Origin of the sequence: Micromonospora sp. NPDC127501, assembly GCF_040302185.1 — a bacterium.
GTDB lineage: Bacteria > Actinomycetota > Actinomycetes > Mycobacteriales > Micromonosporaceae > Micromonospora.
In genome coordinates this window covers 97,812-114,911 of sequence record NZ_JBEORJ010000005.1, presented here as the reverse complement: position 1 = coordinate 114,911, position 17,100 = coordinate 97,812, and the positions used below count along the sequence as shown (strand labels likewise).

Annotated in this window: 18 protein-coding genes; 7 read left to right on the top strand and 11 right to left on the bottom strand. The window is 69.4% G+C overall.

Annotated features, from left to right (window positions below):
• Window positions 1-58: 58 nt before the first annotated feature.
• The 8 genes from ABTW72_RS13210 to ABTW72_RS13175 all read right to left on the bottom strand — a co-directional run bounded on the left by ABTW72_RS13210 (window position 59) and on the right by ABTW72_RS13175 (window position 7,436).
• Window positions 59-439: a VOC family protein gene (locus ABTW72_RS13210; RefSeq protein WP_350858138.1), complete on the bottom strand. Its 381-nt coding sequence runs from the start codon at window positions 437-439 to the stop codon at window positions 59-61.
• Complete coding sequence (locus tag ABTW72_RS13205) at window positions 436-963, bottom strand: SRPBCC domain-containing protein (RefSeq protein WP_350858135.1); 528 nt, start codon at window positions 961-963, stop codon at window positions 436-438. The genes ABTW72_RS13210 and ABTW72_RS13205 overlap by 4 nt, the downstream gene beginning before the upstream one ends.
• Window positions 960-1,277: an ArsR/SmtB family transcription factor gene (locus tag ABTW72_RS13200; protein WP_350858132.1), complete on the bottom strand. Its 318-nt coding sequence runs from the start codon at window positions 1,275-1,277 to the stop codon at window positions 960-962. The genes ABTW72_RS13205 and ABTW72_RS13200 overlap by 4 nt, the downstream gene beginning before the upstream one ends.
• Before the next feature lie 143 nt (window positions 1,278-1,420).
• Window positions 1,421-3,163, bottom strand: a complete 1,743-nt coding sequence (locus tag ABTW72_RS13195) for an ABC transporter substrate-binding protein (RefSeq protein WP_350858129.1) — start codon at window positions 3,161-3,163, stop codon at window positions 1,421-1,423.
• A gap of 157 nt (window positions 3,164-3,320) precedes the next feature.
• Window positions 3,321-4,307 (bottom strand): ABC transporter permease, encoded by a 987-nt coding sequence (locus ABTW72_RS13190; protein ID WP_350858126.1) that lies wholly within the window; start codon window positions 4,305-4,307, stop codon window positions 3,321-3,323.
• A gap of 11 nt (window positions 4,308-4,318) precedes the next feature.
• The gene (locus ABTW72_RS13185; RefSeq protein WP_350858123.1) at window positions 4,319-5,326 is read right to left on the bottom strand and encodes an ABC transporter permease; all 1,008 of its coding nucleotides are present in this window, start codon (window positions 5,324-5,326) and stop codon (window positions 4,319-4,321) included.
• On the bottom strand, window positions 5,323-6,375 hold the full coding sequence (locus tag ABTW72_RS13180) for an ABC transporter ATP-binding protein (protein ID WP_350858120.1): 1,053 nt from the start codon (window positions 6,373-6,375) through the stop codon (window positions 5,323-5,325). The genes ABTW72_RS13185 and ABTW72_RS13180 overlap by 4 nt, the downstream gene beginning before the upstream one ends.
• Window positions 6,372-7,436, bottom strand: a complete 1,065-nt coding sequence (locus ABTW72_RS13175; protein ID WP_350858878.1) for an ABC transporter ATP-binding protein — start codon at window positions 7,434-7,436, stop codon at window positions 6,372-6,374. The genes ABTW72_RS13180 and ABTW72_RS13175 overlap by 4 nt, the downstream gene beginning before the upstream one ends.
• A 278-nt stretch (window positions 7,437-7,714) precedes the next feature.
• Here ABTW72_RS13175 and ABTW72_RS13170 point away from each other — a divergent pair, with 278 nt between their 5' ends.
• The 6 genes from ABTW72_RS13170 to ABTW72_RS13145 all read left to right on the top strand — a co-directional run bounded on the left by ABTW72_RS13170 (window position 7,715) and on the right by ABTW72_RS13145 (window position 15,192).
• Window positions 7,715-8,263 (top strand): Uma2 family endonuclease, encoded by a 549-nt coding sequence (locus ABTW72_RS13170; RefSeq protein ID WP_350858118.1) that lies wholly within the window; start codon window positions 7,715-7,717, stop codon window positions 8,261-8,263.
• A 32-nt stretch (window positions 8,264-8,295) separates the two neighbouring features.
• Entirely contained in the window at window positions 8,296-9,732 is a 1,437-nt protein-coding gene (locus tag ABTW72_RS13165; RefSeq protein ID WP_350858115.1) for a TldD/PmbA family protein, read from the top strand.
• On the top strand, window positions 9,729-11,135 hold the full coding sequence (locus tag ABTW72_RS13160; RefSeq protein WP_350858113.1) for a TldD/PmbA family protein: 1,407 nt from the start codon (window positions 9,729-9,731) through the stop codon (window positions 11,133-11,135). Before ABTW72_RS13165 ends, ABTW72_RS13160 begins: the two co-directional genes overlap by 4 nt.
• Before the next feature lie 245 nt (window positions 11,136-11,380).
• On the top strand, window positions 11,381-12,187 hold the full coding sequence (sdhC, locus tag ABTW72_RS13155) for a succinate dehydrogenase subunit SdhC (RefSeq protein ID WP_112583731.1): 807 nt from the start codon (window positions 11,381-11,383) through the stop codon (window positions 12,185-12,187).
• Window positions 12,188-12,199: 12 nt separating this feature from the next.
• The gene (locus ABTW72_RS13150) at window positions 12,200-14,128 is read left to right on the top strand and encodes a fumarate reductase/succinate dehydrogenase flavoprotein subunit (protein WP_350858112.1); all 1,929 of its coding nucleotides are present in this window, start codon (window positions 12,200-12,202) and stop codon (window positions 14,126-14,128) included.
• Window positions 14,125-15,192 (top strand): succinate dehydrogenase/fumarate reductase iron-sulfur subunit, encoded by a 1,068-nt coding sequence (locus tag ABTW72_RS13145; protein WP_350858109.1) that lies wholly within the window; start codon window positions 14,125-14,127, stop codon window positions 15,190-15,192. Before ABTW72_RS13150 ends, ABTW72_RS13145 begins: the two co-directional genes overlap by 4 nt.
• A 169-nt stretch (window positions 15,193-15,361) precedes the next feature.
• Here the strand turns inward: ABTW72_RS13145 and ABTW72_RS13140 are convergent, their stop codons facing one another.
• A complete protein-coding gene (locus ABTW72_RS13140; protein WP_350858106.1) occupies window positions 15,362-15,805 on the bottom strand; it encodes a (deoxy)nucleoside triphosphate pyrophosphohydrolase in 444 nt (147 codons plus the stop codon).
• A 183-nt stretch (window positions 15,806-15,988) separates the two neighbouring features.
• On the opposite strand from ABTW72_RS13140, the gene ABTW72_RS13135 reads away from it, so the two are divergent.
• On the top strand, window positions 15,989-16,297 hold the full coding sequence (locus ABTW72_RS13135; protein ID WP_124859878.1) for a 4a-hydroxytetrahydrobiopterin dehydratase: 309 nt from the start codon (window positions 15,989-15,991) through the stop codon (window positions 16,295-16,297).
• Here the strand turns inward: ABTW72_RS13135 and ABTW72_RS13130 are convergent.
• Together ABTW72_RS13130 and ABTW72_RS13125 are read right to left on the bottom strand one after the other, a co-directional pair.
• Window positions 16,284-16,706, bottom strand: coding sequence for a VOC family protein (locus ABTW72_RS13130; RefSeq protein ID WP_350858103.1), 423 nt, complete (start codon window positions 16,704-16,706; stop codon window positions 16,284-16,286). The genes ABTW72_RS13135 and ABTW72_RS13130 overlap by 14 nt on opposite strands.
• Window positions 16,703-17,056 carry a DUF1801 domain-containing protein gene (locus ABTW72_RS13125; RefSeq protein WP_350858100.1) on the bottom strand — a complete coding sequence of 118 codons (354 nt, stop codon included), beginning with the start codon at window positions 17,054-17,056 and terminating at the stop codon, window positions 16,703-16,705. Before ABTW72_RS13125 ends, ABTW72_RS13130 begins: the two co-directional genes overlap by 4 nt.
• Window positions 17,057-17,100: the final 44 nt, after the last annotated feature.

Genomic DNA, 17,100 nt, shown 5'->3' with positions numbered 1-17,100 from the left:
CCCTTCGGGCACCGGCACGGTGGTCGCGCCCGAACAACAGATCCCCGAACGAGCTGACTCAGTCGCCGACTCTCGGGACCCCCCACAGGGAAAGGCAGAACGGATGCCCGGCCGGGTCGGCGTACACGAAGCAGTGGTCCGCGTTGGGCTGATGCTCGAATCGGGTAGCGCCGGCCGCCAGCACGCGCGCTCCGGTCGCCTCCAGGTCGTCGACGAAGAACTCGAGGTGCATCTGCATCCCCACCTCGCCATCCGGCCAGGTGGGGGGCCGGTAGTCGTCGATCTGCTGGAAACCGATGTCACCGTTCGGCCCTGCCACGAGCGCCCAGCTCTCGTCACCCTTCGCGACCCCGCCGGTGATCTCGGCGTAGAACCGCGCGAGCGCGATTGCGTCGGGCGCATTGACCGTCGTCAAGCTGAGCCTGATCAGGTCCGTCATCGAAGAATCTCCATCCGCTGGTATGTCGGCGTGAGCTCTTCCCAGCGTTCCTTCCAGCCGGGCGCTCTGGCATCGGAACTCCAGCCCTCCGAATGGACCGGGCCGTCGACCGCCAGCGACCGACCGAGATCCTCGAGGTGGGCCCGCCAACCAGAGGCGTGGAACGGGAGATGCCCGATCGGCAGGCCGCGCTCCTCGACCACCAGCCGGGTCTTGGAGCCCTCCTCGGTCAGCCACGCCTCGATCTGCCCCTCGTGGTCCGTACCGGGCTGCGTCGTCAGCAGCAGGTGGTGGGGCGCATCGCACACCTCGATGCGCGCCGGACCGGTCCAACTGCTCGTGAAGACGGCCTGGATCGTGCCGCCGACCCGCATGTCGCCGTCGACCCGGGCGATCCAGCGGGCCAGCCGCTCGGGCGTCGTACACGCCTGCCAGAGGTCGCGGATGTCCGTGTCGTAGAGGTCCTCGACCCGGACTGCTCCGCGACCCTCGTCGATCGTTCGCATCGTCGCGATCGTGGTCATCGTCGCGCCTTCTTTCCTCGTGCGATCTCGGTATGAAGAGCGCCGAGTCGGTTCTCCCAGAGCCGGCGGTACTCCCCCAGCCACTCGTCGACCTCGACGAGCGCCTCCGGCCGGAGGGTGTAGATCCGGCGCTGCGCGTCCTGGCGTACGTCGACCAGCCCGGCTTCCCGCAGCACGCGGAGATGCCGGGACACGCCCGGGCGGGCGATCGGGAGAGCCTCGGCCAGCTCTCCCGCACTCGCCGGGTGGTCGCGGAGGATATCGAGAACCGTGCGCCGGCTCTCGTCTGCCAGCGCGTGCAACACGGCATCCATGGCGACTAATGTAACCACGCGGGTACGTATCCGCAAGGTTACATTCAGCCTTCTCATGCCGCAGGTCGTGGCCGATCGACAGAAACAGCAGGGTCCCTCCCGACGACGCTGTCGGGAGGGACCCTGCTGGTCTGCGGTGCGGCTTACGGCTTGACGTGCGCGTTCACGAACGACGGGTAGCCGAAGACGCTGGAGATGAAGATCCCGCCCGCCTTGGACCCGTGCACGTTGTAGGCCACGTCGACGAAGAGCGGCACCACCGGGGCGTGCTCCTTCATGATCCGCTCGTCGAGCTTGGCCCACTCCGGGCCCTGCTCGGCCGCGGGCATGGCCGAGATGCGGTCCATCTCGGTGTTGATGGCCGGATCGTTGAAGTAGGCCTGGTTGCTGTTGCCCTCGGCCTTGATGGTGCGGCCGTCGTAGAGCACCGGCAGGATCGAGGCCCCGCTCGGCCAGTCCGCCGCCCAGTTACCGATGTACAGGTCCCAGGGGTTGTCCTTCTTCTTGATCTCGTCGAGCTTCGCGTCGTCCGAGATGTTCCGCAGCGTGATCTTGAAGCCGGCCCGCTCCAGGTTGGCCTTGAGCTGGGCGCCCTGCTGCTGCTCGGTCGTGTTGTCGGCGACACCGAGGACCAGCGCCGGCGTCTGTCCGCCGAGCAGTTCCTTGACCTTGTCGAGGTTGCCGTTGGCGCCCGCCGGGTACGCGTCGTACGCCTTGTAGCCGATGGTTGCCGGCGGCATCAGCGTGGTCAGCGGCGCGGCGACGGTCTGCCCGCCCATCGCCTTGATCAGGCCCTCGCGGTCGATGGCGTAGTTGAGCGCCTGGCGGACCTTCAGGTCGGTGACCCGCTGGTTGTTGATGACCAACTGGTTGGCGCTCGGGGTCGGCGAGAGGATGCTGCGCGACTTGAGCGTGGCGTCCCCGGCCACCTTGGCGACCAGCGAGGCGGGCACCGTGTTGAAGGCGAGAGCGCTCTGGTCGGCGCCGTTGTCGGCGATCACCCGGTTGTTGGCGGCGTCCGCGGTCGGGCCGAAGCTCCAGACGAACTGGTCCGGGTACTGGTGCCGGACCGGGTCGGTCTTCGGGTCCCAGTTGGTGTTGCGGTCCAGGGTGATCTGCACGCCGACCTGGTTCTTGGCGACCTTGTACGGGCCGGACGAGAACGGCTGCTTGTCCAGGTCGACGCCGGTGTCCTTGTCGGCCGGCAGCGGCGCGGTGGTCGGCAGCGAGACGGCGAACGGCAGGTCACATCGGGGCTTGGCGAACTCGAAGCGCAGGGTCTTGGCGTCCGGCGTACTCAGGCCGGGCGGCAGCGACGTCTTGTTCTTCTTGAAGTCCCACTTGGTGTCGAACTGCGGGGTGTCGGCCAGCCACTCCTGGATGTAGGTCGGGCCGCCGGACAGGTCCGGGTCGAAGGACCGGGCGATGCCGTACGCGATCTCCTTGGAGGTGATCGGCCGGCCGTCCTCGAACTTCACCCCGTCCTTGACAGTGAATTCCCAGACCTTGCAGTCGTTGTTGACGTTCTTGCCCGGCGTCTCGGCCAGGTCGCCCACCAGGACCAGGCCGCCCTTGCCGTCGTCCTTCCAGGTGGTCAGGTAGCGGGCGAAGAGCGGGTTGGCCATCAGACCGGCGAACGAGTACGTCCGCTGCGGGTCGAGGTGGGAGATCGGCGACTCCCGGATGATGGTGAAGGTGCCGCCCTTCGCAGCTCCGCTCACCTCGGCCGCCGGCCCCTGCGAGTCCTTGGGGTCGGTCGCGATGACCCCGGTCTGCTGCCGTTCGTTGTCCACCGTGGTGCCCTCGCCCGTGTTCTTCGAGCACGCACCCAATGCCACAACCAGAGCGATCGCGCCGCCTGCGGCAGCCACCACGCGTGGTCTCATGAAGTACCCCCTTCACCCATGTGCCGTGCGGTTTCGTCGGGGCGAGAACCGCCGACGTCCCGAGGATCGTAAGGAAGAAAACCTACAAGTTGTGTAACAGTTGTCGATAAATTTCGCCACCGGCCCAGCCGCAGGTCGCCTGCTGGACATCGACAGGTCAGCGCAGCCGCACCCGGGGGTCGATGGCCGCGTAGAGCAGGTCCACCAGTACGTTCGCCAACACCACGAAGACCGCGGCGATCAGCACGGTGGCCATGATGGTAGGCAGATCACCCGAGCGCACCGCGTCCACCGCCGTACGTCCCAACCCCTGGATGCCGAACGTGGTCTCGGTGATCACCGTCCCGCCCAGCGCCCCGCCCACGTCCAGCCCGGCGATGGTCACCACCGGGGTGATCGCCGCGCGCAGGGCGTGCCTCCCGTACACAGTGGGTTTGGCCAGGCCCTTGGCCCGCGCGGTCCGGACGAAGTCCTCCGACAGCGTCTCCAACATCTGCGCCCGCGACAACCGGGCGTAGATGGCCGAGAAGAGGAAGGCCAGTGCCACCCAGGCCAGCACCAGCCCACTGGCCCACTTCGCCGGGTTGTCGAAGATGGAGGTGTAGCTCGGCACCGGCAACAGCCGCAGGTTGTAGACGAACACCAGCAGCAGCACCGCGCCCACGAAGTACAGCTGCAACGAGGCCCCGGTCAGCGAGAACCCGATGGCCAGGCGGTCCAGCCAGGTGCCGCGCCGCAACGCGGAGACCATGCCGAGACCGACCCCGAGCAGCAACCAGAGGATCGCCGCCGGGATCACGATGCTCAGCGTCACCGGCAGCACCCGGGCGATGGTGTCCGAGACGGCCTCGTTGGTGACGTACGACCAGCCCAGGCAGGGCGCGTCACACCGGCCACCCTGGGCGCTGCCCAGGTCCCGACCGGTGACGATGCCCTTCATGTAGCCGGCGTACTGGCTGACCAGGGGGTCGTTCAGGCCCAGGTCGTCGCGGACCCGCTCCAGCCGCTCCGGGTTGCAGTTCTTCGAGCAGATGCTGCTGACCGGGTCGCGCGGCAGGGCGAAGAACATCAGGAAGGTCAACACGCTCACCGCGAAGAGGGTCAGCGTGGCGGAGAAGAGTCGCTTGAGCAGAAATCGCGCCATGATTTTGACCCCTACCGGGACGACTTCGGGTCGAGCGCGTCCCGCAACGCGTCGCCGAAGAGGTTGAAGGCGAACACCAGCGCGAAGATCGTGATGCCCGGGAAGAACACGTACGCCGGGTCGGTCTGGAGGAAGTCCAGACTGCGGTAGATCATTCGGCCGAAGCTGGGCGTCTCGTCGCTGAGGCCGACGCCGATGAACGACAGCGCCGCCTCGCTGGTGATGAACTGCGGCACCGCCAGGGAGAACGACACCAGGATCGGCGCCCAGATGTTCGGCAGCAGCTGCCGGAAGAGCATGTGCCCCAGCCCGGCCCCGCTGGCCCGGGCCGCCTCCACGAACTCCCGCTCACGCAGTGCGATCACCTGCCCGCGGACCAGCCGGGCCGTACTGGTCCAGCCGAAGATGGCGAAGACGGCGATCAGCACGCCCACCCCGAAGGCGGACGACACCTGCCCCCGCTCACCGTAGAAGCGCAGCGTGATGGTGGGCGTGAGCGCCAGCGCGATGATCAGGAAGGGCATGGCCAGGGTCAGGTCGGTGATCCAGTTGATCACCGCGTCGAGCCAGCCGCCGAGGTAGCCGGCGAGCGCGCCCAGCACGATCCCGATCGTCGCGGTGATCAGGGCCGCAGCGAACGCGATGAACAACGAGGTCCGCAGCCCGTAGATCAGCCGGATGAAGATGTCCCGGCCCAGCCCCGGCTCCAGACCGAACCAGTGCTCGCCGCTGACTCCGCCGGCGTACCCCAGCGGCATGCCGAAGCCGTCCAGCATGTTCTGGAACTGCTCCCGCGGGCCGATCCCGTAGACCATCTCGATCAGCGGGGCGGCCAACCCCAACAGCAGGAAGAAGATCAGGAGTACGCCGCTGACCATCGCCGTCCGGTCGCGGCGCAGCCGCAGCCAGGCGAGCTGGCCGGGCGAACGGCCGACGACGCCCTTCGCGGCGGGCCCGACCGGGTCCGTGCCGGACTCGATCTCGGCCAGCGCCACACCCTCCACCGGGGACAGGCTCACGACGACACCTCCTCCACGATCGCGTCTGTCGTCCCGGCCTCCGCAGCCGCCCCACCTACTGGGCTCGTGCCGGCCGTGTCCCCTTCGGGGAAGTGACACGCGGTGGCCTGGTTGCCGCCGTCGCGCGGGATCAGCGCGGGCTCTTCGGTGGCGCAGATGTCCTGCGCCTTCCAGCAGCGGGTACGGAACCGGCAGCCCGACGGCGGGTCCAGCGGGGTGGGCACGTCACCGGTCAGTCGGATCCGACCCGCCGGGCCGAGCTGGGTGACGTCCGGGATCGCCGAGAGCAACGCCCGGGTGTACGGGTGCTGCGGGCGCTCGTAGATGTCCGCCCGATCGCCGATCTCCACGATCCGACCCAGGTACATGACAGCGACCCGCTGGCAGAAGTGCCGGACCACGGCCAGGTCGTGCGCGATGAACACGAAGGCCAGGCCAAGCTCGCGTTGCAGGTCGCGCAGCAGGTTGACGACCTGCGCCTGGATCGAGACGTCCAGCGCGCTCACCGGCTCGTCCGCGACGATCAGCTTCGGCCGCAGGGCCAACGCGCGGGCGATGCCGATGCGCTGGCGCTGACCACCGGAGAACTCGTGCGGGTACCGGTTGTAGTGCTCCGGGTTCAGCCCGACCAGCTCCAGCAACTCCTGCACCCGGGCCTTGATCCCACCCGGCGGCTTGATCCCGTTGACCTGTAGCGGCATCGCCACGATCCGGCCCACCGTGTGCCGAGGGTTCAGCGAGGCGTACGGGTCCTGGAAGATGATCTGAAGTTCCTGACGCAGCGGGCGCAATTCCCGGCGGCCGGCGTGCGTGATGTCCCGCCCGTCGAACTCGATGCTGCCGCTCGTCGGTTCCAGCAGCCGCACCAGCATCCGACCGGTGGTGGTCTTGCCGCAGCCCGACTCCCCCACCAGGCCGAGCGTCTCGCCGGGGCGCACGTCGAAGTCGAGCCCGTCGACCGCCCGCACCAGACCGGTGGCACGCAGCCCCTGGCGTACCGGGAAGTGCTTGCTCAGGCCGCGGACCCGCAGCAGTGGTTCATCGGTCATCGGGCCACCCCCACGGATGCGATGTCCTCGGCGTAGAACGTGGCCCGCTCCTCGGCGCTCAGGTGACAGGCGACCAGGTGGCCGGCCGAATCGCCCTCCCCCGCCGGGCGCAGCTCGGGCACCTCGGTGCGGGAGCGGCTGCCCGCGCGGTCCGCGTACCGGCAGCGGGGGTGGAACGCGCAGCCCGGCGGCAGGTTGATCAGGCTGGGCGGGTTGCCGGGAATGGGCACCAGGTCCGCGTCCGCGTCGCCGTGCAGGGACGGCACGCTGGAGAGCAACCCCCAGGTGTACGGATGCTGCGGCGCCCGGAGCACCTGCTCGACGCTGCCCCGCTCGACGGCCCGTCCGCCGTACATGACCAGCACGTCGTCGGCGACCTGGCCGACCACGCCGAGGTCGTGGGTGATCAGGATGATCGCGGAGTGGAACTCGGCCTGGAGGTCGGCGAGGAGGTCCAGGATCTGCGCCTGGACGGTGACGTCCAGCGCGGTGGTCGGTTCGTCGGCGATCAGCAGCGCCGGGTCGTTGACCAGGGACATCGCGATCATCGCCCGCTGGCGCATGCCGCCGGAGAACTCGTGCGGGTACTGGTCGAAGCGGCGCGCCGGCTGCGGGATGCCGACCCGGTCCAGCATGTCGACCGCCCGCTGGCGGGCCTCGCGCCGGTTGGCCTTCGGGTGGTGCACCCGGTACGCCTCGGCGATCTGCCGGCCCACCGTGTAGTACGGGTGCAGCGCCGACAGCGGATCCTGGAAGATCATCGCCATGTCCCGGCCGCGCAGTCGGCGTACCTCCTCGTCTCCGAGGCCGACCACCTGCCGGCCACCCACGGAGATCTCCCCGGTGATGGTGGTCCGTTTCGGGTCGTGCAGGCCGAGAATCGCCAGCGAGGTGACGCTCTTGCCGGAGCCGGACTCACCGACGATGCCGAGGGTGCGGCCCCGCTCGACGGCGAACGACACCCCGTCGACCGCGCGCACCACGCCGTCCTCGGTGTCGAACCGCACCCGAAGATCACGCACCCGCAGGTAGGCGTCCTGGTCGGAGCGCTGTGCCGGCACGGCGGGACGGTCGTCCGGGTCTCCGGACGGCGAGGGTTCCGAGCTGTCCACGGCCACCTCCCTCAGTGACGAAGAGAACTTACAGCAAAGTCCCGAGGGTGAAAATAAGCTACAAAGTCGGCACGTGTCAGCGGGCCCGAGCGTAACGAGTCGGCATCGGCCCCGCACCCCCGCCACCTCGCCATCCACGCCCATTCATCGCCTTGAACGCACGTCAAGTGCGATCATTGGACGCGCAACCGGCAGAGGATGCCCCTGGCACGAGGTGGAGGTGACCCATGACCGCGGCGGTGTTCGATCACGAAGGTCCGTGGACCGAAGAGGAGTTCCTCGCCCTCGGCGAGACGCAGGATCGCGTCGAACTCTTCGACTGGAGCCTCCACGTGACCCCAGGACCCACCCCACGGCATCAACGAATCTCCCGCAAGCTCGGCAACATCCTGGAAGCAGCCGCGGAGGCAGCCAACCTTGAGCTGCTGGAGGCGGTGAACGTCCGGCTCCGGCCAGGTCGAATACCGATTCCTGATCTCGTCGTCACCAACGCAATCGATCTCGACGAGCCCAACATCGAGTCAGCTGATGTGCGACTGGTCTGCGAGATCATCTCGCCGAGCAACGCGTCCACCGACAAAGTCCTCAAGATGCATTACTACGCCGCAGCCGGCATTGAGTGGTATCTGCTGGTGGAACAGGGGACGGGCGCAATGCGTCTTTACCAGCGGCAGGGTGGGCACTACGTGGAGAGGGCAACAACGAAGCGCGGCGAGGTTCTGGAACTGACCGAGCCGGTGCGGGCCACTATCCGGCCAGAGGATCTCGTCCCCTGACGGGTGTCGGTCGGCTGGCCTAGGGTCGGTCCATGACCGAGTTCGACGCGGCCGCCGCCGCCGTCCAGGCCGCCCTCGACGCGGGCGCCCGGTACGCCGACGCCCGGGTGATGCACCGCCGCTACGAGTCGATGACCGCGCGCAACGGCGACGTGGAGGAGCTGACGCAGGACGAGAGCATCGGGCTCGGGGTCCGGGCGTTGGTCGGTGCGAGTTGGGGCTTCCACGCCGTACCCGATCTGTCGGACGCCGCAGCCCGCGACGCCGGCTGGCGCGCGACGCGGACCGCCATGGCGAGCGCGCGGGTGCCGGGCCCTTCGGTCGACCTGGTGCCGGTCCAGGCGGTCACCGCGAGCTGGGCCTCCGGCTGCGAGATCGACCCGCTCGGGGTGCCCCTGTCGGACAAGGGCGATCTGCTGGTCGACGCGACCCGCACGATGGCCGAGCACGGCGCGGACCTGGCCGAGGGCCTGTACCAGATCTGGGACACCGCGAAGTGGTTCGTCTCCAGCGAGGGCCACCGGATCGACCAGCGCATCCGCGAGTGCGGCGGCGGCATCTCGGCCACCTCAATCGGCGACGGCGAGACGCAGCGCCGCTCCTGGCCGAGCTACCGCGGCCAGTACGGCACCACCGGGTGGGAGCTGGTCGAGTCGCTGGATCTGGCCGCGCACGCCGCGCAGATCGCCGAGGAGTCCCGGGCGCTGCTCACCGCGCCGCCCTGCCCGGCCGGCGAGACCGATCTGATCCTCGGCGGCGAGCAGCTGGCCCTGCAGATCCACGAGTCGGTCGGGCACGCCATCGAACTGGACCGGATCCTCGGCTGGGAGGCGGCGTTCGCCGGCACGTCCTGGCTGGACCTGGCCCAGCTCGGCTCGCTGCGCTACGGCTCTGAGCTGATGAACATCACCATCGACCCGACGATCCCGGGTGCGCTGGGCAGCTTCGGTTTCGACGACGAGGGCTCCCCGGCGGTCAAGCGGGACGCGGTCCGCGACGGTCGCTGGGTGGGTGTGCTCGCCGGCCGGGATTCCGCCGCGATGGCAAGCCTGGACTACGGCGGCAGCGTACGGGCCGACGGGTGGGCCCGGTTGCCGATGGTGCGGATGACCAACGTCGGCCTGGAACCCGGCCCACACACGCTGGACGAGATCATCGCGGCCACCGACGACGGCGTGTTGATGGACCTCAACCGCTCCTGGTCGATCGACGACAAGCGGCTCAACTTCCAGTTCGGCTGTGAGGTCGGCTGGGAGATCAAGAAGGGGCGGCGGGGGCGGATGCTGCGCAACCCCACGTACACCGGGATCGGTCCGCTGTTCTGGCGCTCGATGGACATGCTCTCCCGCGAGACGGTCCCCTGGGGCACGCCCAACTGCGGCAAGGGCCAACCCGGCCAGATCGGGCACACCGGGCACCCGGCCGCGCCGGCCCGGTTCCGCAACGTCCGGGTGGGGGTCTCGGCATGAGCGGGCAGACGGAGTTGGATCTGGCGGGGCAGGTCGTGGAGCTGGTTCGGCGTCTTGGCGGGCCGGCCACGCAGGCCGAGGCGGTGGTGACGCGGGCGGACCTGGCGTTGACCCGGTTCGCAAACTCGGGCATCCACCAGAACGTCTCCGAGTCCACGGTCGGGGTCCGGCTGCGGGTGCACGTCGACGGTCGGACGGCTGCCGGTGGCGGCAGCGTGGTCACCGCCGACGGGTTGTCTGCCCTGGTGGAGCGCACCCTGGCCGCGGCCCGGCTCTGCCCGCCCGACCCGGGTTGGCCGGGGCTGACCCCGCCCATGCCCATGCCGGACGCCCCGCCCGTCGACGAGGCCACCGCGCACGCCGAGCCGGATCAGCGGGCCGATCGGGTGGGGGCGTTCGTGGCCGCCGCCGGGGGCCTCAGCACCGCCGGTTACTGCCGCACCGCGCACCGCTCGTCGGCGTTCGCCAACTCGGCCGGGCACTCGGCGTACGGCCGCTCGGTGGAGGCGGCGATGGACGGCATCGCCCGCCGTGATGGTGCGGACGGGGTGGCTCGGCGCAGCGCCGACCGGCTGTCCGACCTCGACGGCGCCGAGTTGGGCGCGCAGGCGGCCGCGAAGGCGCAGGCGGCGGCCGACCCGGTCGAGCTGCCACCGGGGCACTACGAGGTGGTGTTCGAGCCGGCCGCCGTGGCGGACCTCCTGCAGAACCTGTCCTTCTACGGCTTCAACGGCAAGCGCTACGCCGAGCGGCAGTCGTTCGCCGAGCCGGGCGCGGCCCAGTTCGACCGGGCGGTGACACTGGTGGACGACCCGCTGGGCGGGTCCGGGTTGCCGTTCGACGCGGAGGGCACCGGCCGACGGGCGCTGACGCTTGTCGAGGCGGGCACCACCCGGGCGGTGGCGCACGATCGCCGGACCGGCACCGAGGCGGGCGCGGAGTCCACCGGGCACGCGGTCGCGGGGGGTGCCACCTGGGGCCCGATGCCCCGCAACCTGCGGCTGACCGGCGCGGTGGCGGGCCCGGCCAGTGCGGTGGGCCGGAGCACCACCGGCGCGGCGGCCGGGGCTGTCGTCGACGCGGACACCGCCGCGTTGGTGGCCGGCGTACGCCGAGGGCTGCTGGTCACCGACCTCTGGTACACCCGGGTGCTCGACCCGAAGAGCCTCGTCGTCACCGGGTTGACCCGCAACGGCGTCTGGTTGATCGAGGACGGCACCGTCGTCCGGGCGGTCCGTGACCTGCGGTTCACCGAGTCGTACCCGCGGGCGCTCGGGCCGGGGGCGGTGCTCGGGCTGGGGGCGCGGGCGGTGCGCCAACCGGAGCGGGTGGACGGTGCCTGGTGGGCGGCGCCCTCGCTGCGGCTGGCGTCCTGGCACTTCACCGGAGGCGCCTCCGGCTGACGTTCTCGACCGTGGGCGCCAAACCGGCGTGTCGAGGGCTTTTCCGCAGGCCAGACACACGGGACACTCCCTTGCGCGGACGGCTCGCAGAGATCGGCGTAACGTGTGTCACTTAGCTGCGTCGGTCGATCCGGCGTGGTCGTTGGTGTGCGCATGACGTGGCAGCGGGTGCGGGTTCGCCGGTCCGCGTGCCGACCGGAGAGAGACCAGCCCGCCCGTACGGGCCCGTCGAGGAGACGACTCGAATGACTTCAACGGCAACGAGGCCGAGGGGGGCGCGGGCGCGCGCCGCCATCGCGGCGAAGACGTTGCGTACCGACCGATGGTGGTTCGCCCCGCTGATCACCGTGATCGGGCTCAGCGCCTGGGTCGCGTACGCGACGGTCCGGGTCTTCATGCACAAGTGGTACTGGGTGGACCAGTTCCACTACCTGACCCCGTTCTACTCCCCGTGCGTGACCGACCGGTGTGTCGAGGAAGCCTCGCACTTCGGCCGGTTCCTGCCCGGCTGGTGGATCATCCCGGACGCCGCGCTGACCCTGCCGTTCCTGCTGCTGTTCCGGCTCACCTGCTACTACTACCGCAAGGCGTACTACCGGTCGTTCTGGCTGTCGCCGCCGGCCTGCGCCGTCCCGGACGGGCACAAGGAGTACGGCGGTGAGACCCGTTTCCCGCTGCTCGGGCAGAACCTGCACCGCTACTTCTTCTACGCCGCCGCGATCATCTCGCTGATCAACACCTGGGACGCGATCCTCGCCTTCCACTCGCCGAAGGGCTTCGGCTTCGGGCTGGGCAACATCATCCTGCTGCTCAACGTGGTGATGCTCTGGGCGTACACGATCTCCTGCCACTCCTGCCGGCACATCATCGGCGGCCGGCTCAAGCACTTCTCCAAGCACCCGGTGCGGTACAAGGCCTGGACCTTCGTCTCGGCGTTGAACGTCCGGCACATGCAGCTCGCCTGGATCACCCTCGGCACCCTGGCGCTGGCCGACTTCTACATCATGGCGCTCGCGGCCGGCTGGTTCTCCGACCTGCGGTTCATCAACTAAAGGGCCCCTGACATGACCACAACCACTCGCATCGAACGACACCACTACGACGTCGTCGTCATCGGGGCCGGCGGCGCCGGTCTGCGCGCGGCGATCGAGGCCCGGCTGGCCGGCAAGAAGACCGCGATCATCTCCAAGTCGCTGTTCGGCAAGGCGCACACGGTGATGGCCGAGGGCGGCGCGGCCGCCGCGATGGGCAATGTGAACAGCCGGGACAACTGGCAGGTGCACTTCCGCGACACCATGCGCGGCGGCAAGTTCCTCAACAACTTCCGGATGGCCGAGCTGCACGCGAAGGAGTCGCCGCAGCGGATCTGGGAGCTGGAGACGTACGGGGCGCTCTTCGACCGCACCAAGGACGGCAAAATCTCGCAGCGCAACTTCGGTGGCCACGAATACCCGCGCCTGGCGCACGTGGGCGACCGGACCGGCCTGGAGCTGATCCGCACCCTCCAGCAGAAGATCGTCTCGCTCCAGCAGGAGGACCAGCGGGAGTTCGGCTCGTACGACGCCCGGATCAGGGTGTTCTCCGAGACGACCATCACCGAGCTGCTGCTCGACGGTGACCGGGTGGCCGGCGCGTTCGGCTACTACCGCGAGTCGGGCGAGTTCATCCTCTTCGAGGCGCCGGCGGTCGTGCTGGCCACCGGCGGCGTCGGGCGCTCCTACAAGGTCACGTCGAACTCCTGGGAGTACACCGGGGACGGGCACGCGCTGGCGCTGCGCGCCGGGGCGACGCTGATCAACATGGAGTTCCTCCAGTTCCACCCGACCGGCATGGTCTGGCCGCCCTCGGTGAAGGGCATCCTGGTCACCGAGTCGGTGCGCGGTGACGGCGGCGTCCTGAAGAACTCCGACGGCAAGCGGTTCATGTTCGACTACGTCCCCGACGTCTTCCGCAAGCAGTACGCGGAGACCGAGGAGGAGGCGGACCGCTGGTACACCGACCCGGACAACAACCGGCGTCCGCCGGAGCTGCTGCCCCGCGACGAGGTGGCCCGCGCCATCAACAGCGAGGTCAAGGCCGGCCGGGGCTCCCCCGCCGGTGGTGTCTTCCTGGACATCGCGAGCCGACGTTCCGCCGACGAGATCCGCCGCCGGCTGCCGTCGATGTACCACCAGTTCAAGGAGCTGGCCGACGTCGACATCACGGCCGAGCCGATGGAGGTCGGCCCGACCTGTCACTACGTGATGGGCGGCGTCGAGGTGGACCCGGATTCGGGTGCCGCCTTCGGCCACGTACGCGGGCTGTTCGCCGCCGGCGAGGTCTCCGGTGGCATGCACGGCTCCAACCGACTCGGTGGTAACTCCCTGTCCGACCTGCTGGTCTTCGGCAAGCGGGCGGGCGGGCACGCGGCCAGCTACGCCGACGGTCTGACCGCCCGGCCGAAGGTGGCCGTGCACGAGGTCGAGGCGGCGGTGGAGACCGCCCTCGCTCCGCTGCAACGGGACACCGGCGAGAGCCCGTACACCCTTCAGCAGGACCTCCAGGCGGTCATGGGTGACCTGGTGGGCATCATCCGCCGCGAGGGTGAGCTGGCCGACGCGCTGGTCCGGCTCGCCGAGCTGCGTGAGCGGGTGGCCAAGGTGAGCGCGGCCGGCGGCCGACGCTACAACCCGGGCTGGCACCTGGCCCTGGACCTGCGCAACATGCTGGTGGTCTCGGAGTGCACCGCGAAGGCGGCGCTGGAGCGGCAGGAGTCGCGCGGCGGGCACACCCGGGAGGACTACCCGGCGATGGAGCCGAAGTGGCGGCAGGTCAACCTGGTCTGCGCGCTGGACGGGGACACCGTGCAGCTGACCCGCAAGCCGCTGCCGAAGATGCGGCCGGAGCTGATCGGCCTCTTCGACCGGGCCGAGCTGGCCAAGTACCTCACCGACGAGGAGCTCGCCGACTTCGACGCCCTCGTTGCCGACGCTGGAGAGGCGGACAACCGATGAGCGGGAAGCGTCAGTTCCGGATCTGGCGGGGCGACGAGAGCGGCGGTGACCTCCAGGACTACATGGTGGAGGTGAACGAGGGCGAGGTCGTCCTCGACGTCATCCACCGCCTGCAGGCCACCGACGCGCCCGACCTGGCCTGCCGGTGGAACTGCAAGGCCGGCAAGTGCGGCTCCTGCTCCATCGAGATCAACGGCAAGCCGCGGCTGGGTTGCATGACGCGGATGTCGACCTTTGGCGACGACGAGACCGTCACGGTCACTCCGCTGCGTACCTTCCCGGTCATCCGGGACCTGGTCACCGACGTCTCGTTCAACTACGAGAAGGCACGGGAGACCCCGGCGTTCGCCCCTCCGGCGGACGTGGCCCCGGGTGACTACCGGATGCAGCAGGTCGACGTGGAGCGCTCGCAGGAGTTCCGCAAGTGCATCGAGTGCTTCCTGTGCCAGACGGTCTGCCACGTGATCCGCGATCACGAGGAGAACAAGCAGGCGTTCTCCGGCCCGCGGTACTTCATCCGGGCGGCCGAGCTGGACATGCACCCGCTGGACGCCCGGACCGACCGCAAGGAGTACGCGCAGGCCGAACAGGGCCTCGGTTTCTGCAACATCACCAAGTGCTGCACCGAGGTCTGCCCCGAGCACATCAAGATCACTGACAACGGGATCATCCCCATGAAGGAACGGGTCGTCGACCGCAGGTACGATCCCCTTGTGTGGCTTGGTAGCAAGATCTTCCGTCGGGGCGAGACGCCCCAGACCAGCGTGACCACCGCCCGTCAGGGCTCGACGAACTCGTCGGGTGGGACCAGGAGCGGGGTCCACTCGCACGCGGGTGGCTCTCACGATTCGCGGGCTGAGGCGCAGGCGCAGAGCGGCGTCAACTGGCACCGGGAGGTGCCCCACCCGACCGCTCCGGCGGTTGACGACCGGGGCAAGCTGCCGCTGACCGAGCTCACCTTCGACCGGGCCGCCGCGCCGTCGCCGTTCGGCGACGACGTGACCTTCCCGCTGCCTCCGGAGCACCTCAACTTCGCCCACCCGGAGCAGGACAACAAGCACTAACCACCTGAACGACAACGGGGGCCGTGGCAGTTGCCACGGCCCCCGTCCCACTTCCCACCCCACCCCCGTCACCCCGGTGATCAAGAGCTTTCGGTCATCTGAAGGCGTGATCGTGACCGAAACCTCTTGATCACCCGGGCGTAGGGGGCGGAGGGGGCGGGGGTTGGGGTTACGGGGTTGGGGTCAGGAGGGGGCGGAGGGCGGCGACGATGGGGGCGTCGGCGGGGAGCCAGGTGACCGAGTCCAGTTCGTCGGCGGTGAGCCAGCGGAGCGCCTCGTGCTCCAGCGCCTGGGGCTGGTCGCCGCCGACCAGGCGGGCCGCGTACACCTTGAGCACCGAACGGCCGTGCGCCATCCGTACGTTGCGGCCGACCCGGGCGCCGATCTCGACGCGTACGGCCAACTCCTCGGCGCACTCTCGGATCAACGCGTCGGTCTCGGCCTCTCCAGGCTCGACCTTTCCGCCCGGAAACTCCCACATGCCCGCCACCTCGGGTGGGGCGGAACGCGCACAGGCGAGCACCCGCCCATCTCGGATGATCGCCGCACCGACGATCACCTTCAGGTCCCGTCGTTCGGTCTGCCCGCCATCACTCGCCCGTTCGGTCCGCACGGGCGTCCAGGGTGCCAGATCAATCGGCGGTTTGGGTACCGTAGCCGTCCGCTAGGCCAACAAGACACGGAAGTGTGGGCGTGGACACCCCCTCCGAGCAGCGAGAGACTAGGAGACACCGACAAGACACGGGATGGCGACGATTTGGCCACAAGCCGGCAACGGCGCTTGGGGGGTGCGGTGATGCGCGTGCTGTTCAACAGCAGGGCCAAGCACGACTACCTTTCCGACGCGTTGACCTTGCTATCTGGTTGGACGCGCGAGGGCGAGCAGATCCGACGGACGCTCGTGATCGACGATACCCAACACGCCGCACTAACTGAACGGGTCAAGGTCGTCGCGGACGCGCTGCATCTGCGGCCCGAGATCAGCCGCCGGGCCGACAGCACCCAGATCCGGGTCGGGCACGGCAGCGGCGAGCCGCTGACCGAGGGCGAGGTGCTGTTGGCCGCCCGCATCGAGGACGCGTACCGGGCGGTCACCGAGGGCTGACGACCGTCTCCGAATCCGACCCGTCGTCCTGCGGGTACCAGCGCAGCTCCACCGAGTTGCCGTCCGGGTCCCGCACGTAGATCGAGGTCGCCGAACCGCGGGCCCCGAACCGGCTGACCGGCCCGGTCAACACCGTGAAGACCCCCGACTCGATCACCTGCGCCCAGTCCAGTGGTGCCACCACCAGGCAGAAGTGGTCCACGTTCGCGCCCTGCGGCTCACCCCGGACGAGGTCGATGATGCTGTCGGGGCTGATCCGCACCGAGGGGAACGGGACGCTGCCCGCACGCCACTCGTCGACCCGTACCGGTGCCAGTCCGAGCCGGCCGCAATAGAAGTCCAGGGACCGTTCCACGTCGGCGACGGTCAGCACCAAGTGGTCGAAACCGGTTACCCGCACCGCGCTCACGCCTCCTCCAGGTGGGCCGCCGCGCGCAGCCAGTCGCTGAACAGGGCCGGGTCGATGTCGGCGACGTCGCGCAACTTCACCGCCGCCATCGCCCGCGCACCGGGGATCAGCCGCCCCGACAGGTCGGTGATCTCCTGCCCCCGCCACAGCCCGAAGGTGACGTACGACCCGTACGCCTTGACCAGGCAGACCGGGCGCTGGCCGGGCCGGTCGCCCAGGCTCCAGACCGGGTGCCCGTGCCACATCGCCCCGATCGCCCCGGGAAGGGCTTCCGCGATGATCGGCGTCAGCTTCTCGCCGATCTCGCGCAGTGGGCCGGCCAGGCCGGCCAGGTAGTCGTCGATGGTCACGTCAGCGCCTTTCGCTCGGTTTTCCCTGCCGGTTCACGATCCCC